At 65.6% G+C, this 5,798-nt stretch carries 6 protein-coding genes; 2 read left to right on the top strand and 4 right to left on the bottom strand.

The window, feature by feature from the left end; all coding sequences use genetic code 11:
• Positions 1 to 69: 69 nt before the first annotated feature.
• The 4 genes from EN932_RS27410 to EN932_RS27425 are packed head-to-tail and all read right to left on the bottom strand — an operon-like array spanning position 70 to position 3,738.
• Complete coding sequence (locus tag EN932_RS27410; RefSeq protein WP_024502302.1) at positions 70 to 837, bottom strand: N-formylglutamate amidohydrolase; 768 nt, start codon at positions 835 to 837, stop codon at positions 70 to 72.
• A complete protein-coding gene (locus tag EN932_RS27415) occupies positions 837 to 2,159 on the bottom strand; it encodes a glutamine synthetase (protein ID WP_127368896.1) in 1,323 nt (440 codons plus the stop codon). The genes EN932_RS27410 and EN932_RS27415 overlap by 1 nt, the downstream gene beginning before the upstream one ends.
• Positions 2,156 to 2,803, bottom strand: a complete 648-nt coding sequence (locus EN932_RS27420; protein ID WP_013530318.1) for an isochorismatase family cysteine hydrolase — start codon at positions 2,801 to 2,803, stop codon at positions 2,156 to 2,158. The genes EN932_RS27415 and EN932_RS27420 overlap by 4 nt, the downstream gene beginning before the upstream one ends.
• Positions 2,800 to 3,738 carry a MurR/RpiR family transcriptional regulator gene (locus EN932_RS27425; RefSeq protein ID WP_127368895.1) on the bottom strand — a complete coding sequence of 313 codons (939 nt, stop codon included), beginning with the start codon at positions 3,736 to 3,738 and terminating at the stop codon, positions 2,800 to 2,802. Before EN932_RS27425 ends, EN932_RS27420 begins: the two co-directional genes overlap by 4 nt.
• Positions 3,739 to 3,883: 145 nt before the next feature.
• Here EN932_RS27425 and EN932_RS27430 point away from each other — a divergent pair, with 145 nt between their 5' ends.
• Both EN932_RS27430 and EN932_RS27435 read left to right on the top strand, forming a co-directional pair.
• On the top strand, positions 3,884 to 5,050 hold the full coding sequence (locus EN932_RS27430) for an FAD-binding oxidoreductase (protein WP_127385004.1): 1,167 nt from the start codon (positions 3,884 to 3,886) through the stop codon (positions 5,048 to 5,050).
• Positions 5,050 to 5,798 (top strand): branched-chain amino acid ABC transporter permease (locus EN932_RS27435; RefSeq protein WP_164890641.1); only part of this gene is annotated, 749 nt, incomplete at its 3' end. The genes EN932_RS27430 and EN932_RS27435, both read left to right, overlap by 1 nt.

A 5,798-nucleotide genomic window follows, 5' to 3' on the forward strand; every position in this document is an offset into this window, starting at 1 on the left:
GCGGCGAGAAACGCAACTTGCCGATCTGGGCGATGGTCGCGGCGTCGCGCTCGCGCAGGCTTGGATTGCTCACGGCACGGTTTCTGTCTCGAGTGCCGGCAGTGCCGCCGCCAGCCGGTCCGCCCATTCCTCGATGCCGGACCGTGTCGACAAAAGATCCTGCCGGATCTCGACGAGGACGGCGGCGATGCCGCGATCGTCGCCATGAATGGGCACGGCGTAGTCGGCGTCGCGGCTGATCACATAGGGCACGTTGGCCGCGACATTGAGCGCCGCATCGGTGCGCAGGCCCGAAAGGATCGCTTCGGCGAGACCTCTTGCTTGGTCATGCAGCACGCCGGCATGCCAGGGCCTGCTGACGCCGAGGAAGACCGGCGTGAAAGAATGGATCGTCACGATCCGCGTCTGCCGGCCTGCTTGTGCCCGGCGGTCGAGATAAGCGGTCACCCGGTCATGGAACGGCGAAAAGATGATCTCGGCGCGCCGGGTCCGCTCCGCCGCATCGATGCCGACATTCCCGGGAATGTCGGTGTCTTCCGACAGTACCGGAATGCTGCCTGGCGTGCCCAGTGGCCGGTTGAGGTCGATCAGCAGCCGCGAATAGCCGCTGAGGAAGGCCGGAGCATCGAGCTTCGACGACAGCAGGCGGGTCACTTCGGCGGCGCCGATATCCCAGGCGATGTGGCGCTGCAGATGGTGGGCATCGAGGCCAAGCTGTCGATACTCGACCGGCATGTGGTTGGACGCATGCTCGCACAACAGCACGATATCGGAACGGCCGTGCTCGTTGAGGGCCTCGACGGCCTCGGGCCAATCTTTTTTTGTCACTGCGGTCATCAATAGAGCGCCCGGTAGAGATCGCAGATGGAGGCCGGATCGAGACCGGCAAGACGCTCGGCTTCATGTCGCTTGAGGCCGACGAAGGTTTCGATGAAGACGGGCGCGAACCATCCCGTCACGGTGCCGTCGGCCAGCAGCGCGTCCAGTGCCGCGGGCAGGGTTTCGGGCAGGCGCACCAGACCAAGACTTGCCCGCTCCGCCTCGCTCATCAGTGTCGGGTCGCCGGTGACCAAAGGTGGCGACGGCAGGCCCGCCTTCAGCCCTTCCAGCCCGGCGCGGATGATCGCCGCCAGCGACAGATAGGGATTGCCGGTGGCGTCGGCGGCCCGGTATTCGATGTTGTATTGCCGCGCCGGATCCCGTCCGCCGATCGTCACCGTCGGGCAGATGCGCAGCGACGCCTCGCGGTCGCGGTCGGCAAGCCAGGTGTAGGAAGAACTCCAGCTGTGCGGCTTCAGCCGGTAGAAGGACGACACGCTCGACGCCGTCATGGCGGTCATCCCAGGCAGATGGCGCAGCACGCCGGCACAGAAGGCGCCCGCTTTGGCGGAAAGGCCGCCCGCCAGTGCCGGATCGTAAGTCATCGGCTTGCCGGCCTCGTCGACGAAGCTGAAATGGATGTGGACGCCGTTGCCAACGGCGGTTGGCGCTGTCTTGGGGGCGAAGCTCGCACGCCAGCCGGCATTGCGCGCCAACTCGCGCGTGATTTCGCGGATGGCGACGGCGCGGTCGGCCGCCGTCAGCGCGTCCGCCGGCTCGTGCGTCACCTCGAACTGCTCGTCGCCGAATTCGGCGATGACCACCTCGGGCACGACGCCGGCTTCCTCGAGCGCGGCCATCAGATTCGGCGCGAAAGGATCGGCGCGGCGCAGTGCGGCGAAAGACATTGAATGCGCCTGTGCGAAGCCGCCGTCGGCGACGTTGAATTCATGCTCGAAGGCGGCGATGACCGACAGGCCGGTTGCGGCTTTCAAATCGGCCAGCGCGTCTTTGAGCATCGTGCGGGTGCAGCCGAGCCATGGGCTGCCGTCGAGCTCGACGATGTCGCCGGCGACCATATCGAATGGCGTTGCCGATCCGGTGCGTGTCGTGCGAAAGCGCGCTTCGAGATCGGGGATCAGCCGCAGGTCGCCCGACGAGCCCCAGGGGTTGGGATCGACGATCGAGTTGAACGGTGTCAGCGACAGATTGGCCTGCAGCCAACCGACGCCGGTCGTGGCGGTCTTCTGCAACTTGCTTTCGGCAACGAAACGGCCCCGCGTGACGGCGGAGAGATCCGTGGTGACGACGGCAACCAGAGGCTCGACAGTCGACGTCATGCCGGTTTTCCCAAAGCGTTGAAGCGGTCGACGACCGTGTCGGTGTCGGCCACCCAGCAGTAGCCGCCGAAGGCCTTGAGCGCGATGTCGTGGCGTTCCTGGGTGATGGTGGCGCAGGCATCCGATACGCAGGTGACAAGATAGCCGCGGTCGGCGCCGTCGCGCACCGCCATGTCGACGCATTGATCGGTCAGCACGCCGACCACGACGAGATAGCGGATGCCGAGGTTCTTGAGGAGATAGTCGACATTGGTCGAATTGAAGATGCCCGACGACGTCTTCGGCAGCATGATCTCGTCGCCAACCGGCGCCAGCGATGCCACCGGCAGTCCTTCGGGGAGACTGGGCGCAACATGGATCGGTGTCAGCTTGTGGTCGAGCGAGCGCTCACGGCCGTCTTCGGTCAGGCTCTGAATGATGGTGTGCAGCACCTCGACGCCATTGGCCCGCGCCGCCGCCAGCAGGCGCTCCTGGTTGGGGATCGTCTGCGAGGATGTCTGCCGGTAAAAATAATGATCGGGGCCACGTTCCGGATGCGACGGATCGGCGCCCGGCTCCAGCCAGATGCGCTGCATGTCGACGAGCAGCAGTGCCGTTTCGCCGGCACGGAAGGCTTCGTCTCGTTTGGGTAGGGCCTGGGTCATGCTTTGTCGTCCTGCTTTGCTGATTTGGGTCCCGGTGTCTTGCGGGGGCCGGGTGTCTTGCGCGCGCCGTTCTCTTGCGGTTCGCTGTCGAGCGTCACGGCATTGGCATGCCGCACCTTTTCGAGTCGCTCGATGCGGGCGCGGGCCTCGTCGCCCAGCGTCGAAACGATATGGGCGACCAACGCTTCCATCTGTGCGATCGCCGGCGCCAGCGTGTCGTAAGGTGAGGCGACTTCGAGCGGGCTGACGATGGTGACTTCGGCGAGATCTGATATCGGCGACAGCCATTGGTCGGTGAACAGGACTATGCGCAGATCGAGCGCCGCCGCCTGTTTTGCATAGGCCATCACATCGAGTTGGTAGCGGCGGTAGTCGAAGACGACGAGCACGTCGCGCCGGCCGAGGTCGGCCAGCGTGTCGAAGATCTGCGGAGAGAGCACGCCGAGATCGCGAACCCCGGAGCGGAACTGCACGAGATAGCCGGCCAGCATGCCGGCGATGTGGCGGCTGAACCGGCCGCCAACCAGCACGACCTCGCCCTTGGCCTCCATCAGCAAGCGGGCCGCCCGCTCGTAAGTCTGGACGGGTGTCGCGGCGGTGGCTTTCTGCAAGGCCGTGGTGACGCTATCGAGATAGGCCAGCACGGCGCTGTCGTTGGAACCGCTCTGCCGCTTGGCCTCCATCATCAGCAGCGGCGAGTGCAGTCTTGCCTCGACTTCGGCCAGAAGCCTCGCCTGGAAATCCGGAAACCCTTCATAGCCGAGCTTCATCACCAGCCGCACCACGGTTGGATCGCTGACGCCAGCGCGCCGGGCGAGCGATGAGGCGGTACCGAGGCCGGAGGTCGGATAGTCCGTCAACAGCAGTCGGACGATCTTCTCCTCCGACGGCGTCAGCGCAAGATCCCCGCGCATCAGAACATCGCGTATCGCCATGGGCCTCCCCGGAATCCGTGTTCTCTTGTTTTGTCGAGTTTATTACAGAGATTTAAATCTCGGTCAACAATGAAGAGATGTTGACATTGCGCGATCGCTGGCCCTACCTTGTCGAAAAGCAGCCAAGAGACTGTGGGGAACAGCCATGCGAAATGGAAGCGACGTCATCGTCGTCGGTGCCGGTATTGTCGGATCGAGCGCGGCCTATGATCTGGCCAAAGCCGGTGTGAAGGTCACGCTGGTCGAGCAGACCCATCCCGCCGGCGGCCCGTCGGGCAGATCGTCGGCGCTGCTGCACGCCTTCTACCTGATGCCGGAATTGTCGCAGCTATCCATCCGTGGCCGAGAGATCCTGGTGTCGCTGCCCGAAATCGCTGGCGAAGGATCCTTTGTCACCGAAATCGGCATGATGTGGGTCTGCGGCAACGACAACAAGGCGAGCTGGACGTCGGCAGCCGAACGCATCCGCGGCGAGGGCGCGCGCATCGAGACATTGTCGCCGCAGGCCTTTGCCGATGCCGCACCGGGCTTTGCCCTGGACAATGTCGCGCTGGCGCTGTGGGAACCCGAGTATGGCTATGCCGATGCCTTCGGCGCCACCAATGCTATTGCCCGTGCCGCCCGCGCCAGTGGTGCCAGGATCATGCAGAACACGTTGGTCGAGAGCCTCCAGCGGCAGGGCGACCGCATCACGGGTGTCATCTTGACCGATGGAACGATGCTGGAGGCCGATACCGTCGTCCTGGCCGCCGGGCCGTGGACGCGCCGGCTGCTGGCGACGGTCGGCCTCGATCTGCCGCTGCATGTCGAGCGCCATCCGATGGCCGTGCTCGACGCTGCCGGCAAGGCAAGGCAGGTCATGCCGTTCGCCTGGTGCGACGACATTTCCTGCAACTATGCGCGGCCAGACAATGACGGCGTCATCCTCGCCGGGACCTGGGCCGGCGGCGGCACCGGCCTGCGCCACGAACATGCAGGCCGTCCACGCTTCGTCGAAAATCCCGATGATTACATGGAAGGTGTCGAGGAGCAGGAATCGGTCGAGATCCTGGAGACCTTCGCCAGCCGCGTGCCGGCCATGGCCGAGCTTGGCATCCGGCCGGGCTGTGCCGGTCTCTACGACATGAGCCCCGACGATCTGCCGGTCATCGGCGCCATGCCTGATGTCGAAGGGCTGGTCGTTTCGGCGGGGTCTTCCGGCCACGGCTTCAAGACCGGGCCGGCAGTCGGCGAGGCGGTGGCCAGGCTGGTCACCGAAGGCGCGCAACCGATCCTGGCCCCGTTTTCACCCGATCGCTTCAGGGCCGCGTGATGGCGTCGGTGACGACGAGCGAGAGCAAGAGTTCCGGCTTCATGCCGGCCGCGTTCCGCAACGCCACGGCCGATGCCCTGTGCATGGTCGCGGTGCTGTTGCTGGTGGCGCTTGCCGCCTTCATCTTCGGCGGCGCCGCCATGCAGCGCGTCGTCACCTATGCTGCGATCATGCTGACGGCGGTGCTTGGCCTGCAGATCTTCTCCGGCAACAGCGGCATCGTCTCGTTCGGCCAGGCGGCCTTTGTCGGCCTCGGCGCCTACGCCACTGGTATTCTCACCATGCCCGCTGCATTGCAGCGAACGGCACTGCGCGACCTGCCGCAGTTCCTCGCCGGCCACCAACTCTCCTTCTTCGCGGCGCTGGCCGTTGTCCTGGTTTTGGCTGTCGTCATCGGCCTGTTGACCGGCACGCCACTGCTCAGGCTTTCCGGGTCGAGCGCCTCGATCGCCACGCTTGCCATGCTGATCATCGTCTACACGCTGCTGGTCGCCGGGCGCGAGATCACCCGTGGCAGCCAGCCTTTCTACGGCGTGCCGCGCGAGGTCGGGCTGTGGACGGCCGCGGCCATCGCTTCGGTGGCGCTGGTGGCAGCGAGGCTGTTTCGCGAAACGTCCTTCGGCCTAGCCACACGCGCTGCCGCCAATGACGAGCGCGGTGCCGCCGCCGTCGGCGTCGACCAGCGGACGGCGCGGCTGGCCGCCTGGGTGGCGGGTGTCGTCGCCGCCATGGCCGCCGGCGCCATGAT

Origin of the sequence: Mesorhizobium sp. M7A.F.Ca.US.002.01.1.1, assembly GCF_004022955.1 — a bacterium.
Classification (GTDB): domain Bacteria; phylum Pseudomonadota; class Alphaproteobacteria; order Rhizobiales; family Rhizobiaceae; genus Mesorhizobium; species Mesorhizobium ciceri.

Excerpts from the sequence above, each read along its gene's own strand:
- EN932_RS27410 (WP_024502302.1), bottom strand. The coding sequence starts at position 837 with ATGACCGCAGTGACAAAAAAAGATTGGCCCGAGGCCGTCGAGGCCCTC.
- EN932_RS27425 (WP_127368895.1), bottom strand. The coding sequence starts at position 3,738 with ATGGCGATACGCGATGTTCTGATGCGCGGGGATCTTGCGCTGACGCCG.
- EN932_RS27420 (WP_013530318.1), bottom strand. The coding sequence starts at position 2,803 with ATGACCCAGGCCCTACCCAAACGAGACGAAGCCTTCCGTGCCGGCGAA.
- EN932_RS27430 (WP_127385004.1), top strand. The coding sequence starts at position 3,884 with ATGCGAAATGGAAGCGACGTCATCGTCGTCGGTGCCGGTATTGTCGGA.
- EN932_RS27415 (WP_127368896.1), bottom strand. The coding sequence starts at position 2,159 with ATGACGTCGACTGTCGAGCCTCTGGTTGCCGTCGTCACCACGGATCTC.